The 1,335-nt window shown below is 69.7% G+C and carries 1 protein-coding gene; it reads left to right on the plus strand.

Annotated elements, in window-relative coordinates:
• On the plus strand, positions 1-1,335 hold a 1,335-nt coding region (locus QX126_RS33520; RefSeq protein ID WP_315786896.1), incomplete at both ends, for a cytochrome c3 family protein.

Below are 1,335 nucleotides of genomic sequence, written 5' to 3' on the forward strand. Positions count from 1 at the left end.
CGGTGGCGCCGACTGCGTCAGCTGTCACGCCAAGGCGGCCTCGGGCGGCTTCACCAGCTGGGGCGGCGCGGCGTTCAAGCATGCCGCGACCGACACCAACTGCGCGACCTGCCACAACGGCAAGACCGCGATGGGCATGACGACGCCGCCGCACATCCCGACCGGGACGCTGCAGTGCTCGAACTGCCACACCAACACCGCGGCGAGCTTCGCCACCTACACCATGAACCACGCGGCGGTATCGACCGCGCGCTGCGACAGCTGTCACAACGGCAGCTACACCGGGCAGGGCACCAAGGGGGCCATGGGCACGGCGTCGTATCCGAACCACGTCGCCACCGGTGGCGCCGACTGCGTCAGCTGCCACGCCAAGGCGGCCTCGGGCGGCTTCACCAGCTGGGGCGGCGCGGCGTTCAAGCATGCCGCGACCGACACCAACTGCGCGACCTGCCACAACGGCAAGACCGCGATGGGCATGACCACGCCGCCGCACATCCCGACCGGGACGCTGCAGTGCTCGAACTGTCACACCAACACCGCGGCGAGCTTCGCCACCTACACCATGAACCACGCGGCGGTATCGACCGCGCGCTGCGACAGCTGTCACAACGGCAGCTACACCGGCCAGGGCACCAAGGGTGCCATGGGCACGGCGTCGTATCCGAACCATGTCGCCACCGGCGGCGCCGACTGCGTCAGCTGTCACGCCAAGGCGGCCTCGGGCGGCTTCACCAGCTGGGGCGGCGCCGCCTTTGCTCACAAGGCCACCGACACCAACTGCGCGACCTGCCACAACGGCAAGACCGCGATGGGCATGACGACGCCGCCGCACATCCCGACCGGGACGCTGCAGTGCTCGAACTGTCACACCAACACCGCGGCGAGCTTCGCCACCTACACCATGAACCACGCGGCGGTATCGACCGCGCGCTGCGACAGCTGTCACAACGGCAGCTTCACCGGCCAGGGCACCAAGGGCGCGCTGGGCACGGCGTCGTACCCGAACCACGTCGCCACCGGTGGCGCCGACTGCGTCAGCTGTCACGCCAAGGCCGCGAGCGGCGGCTTCACCAGCTGGGGCGGCGCGGCGTTCAAGCATGCCGCGACCGACACCAATTGCGCGACCTGCCACAACGGCAAGACCGCGATGGGCATGACGACGCCGCCGCACATCCCGACCGGGACGCTGCAGTGCTCGAACTGCCACACCAACACCGCGGCGAGCTTCGCCACCTACACCATGAACCACGCGGCGGTCTCGACCGCGCGCTGCGACAGCTGTCACAACGGCAGCTTCACCGGCCAGGGCACCAAGGGCGCGCTGGGCACGGCGTC

Source organism: Bradyrhizobium sp. SZCCHNPS1003 (assembly GCF_032381555.1).
Lineage (GTDB): Bacteria > Pseudomonadota > Alphaproteobacteria > Rhizobiales > Xanthobacteraceae > Bradyrhizobium.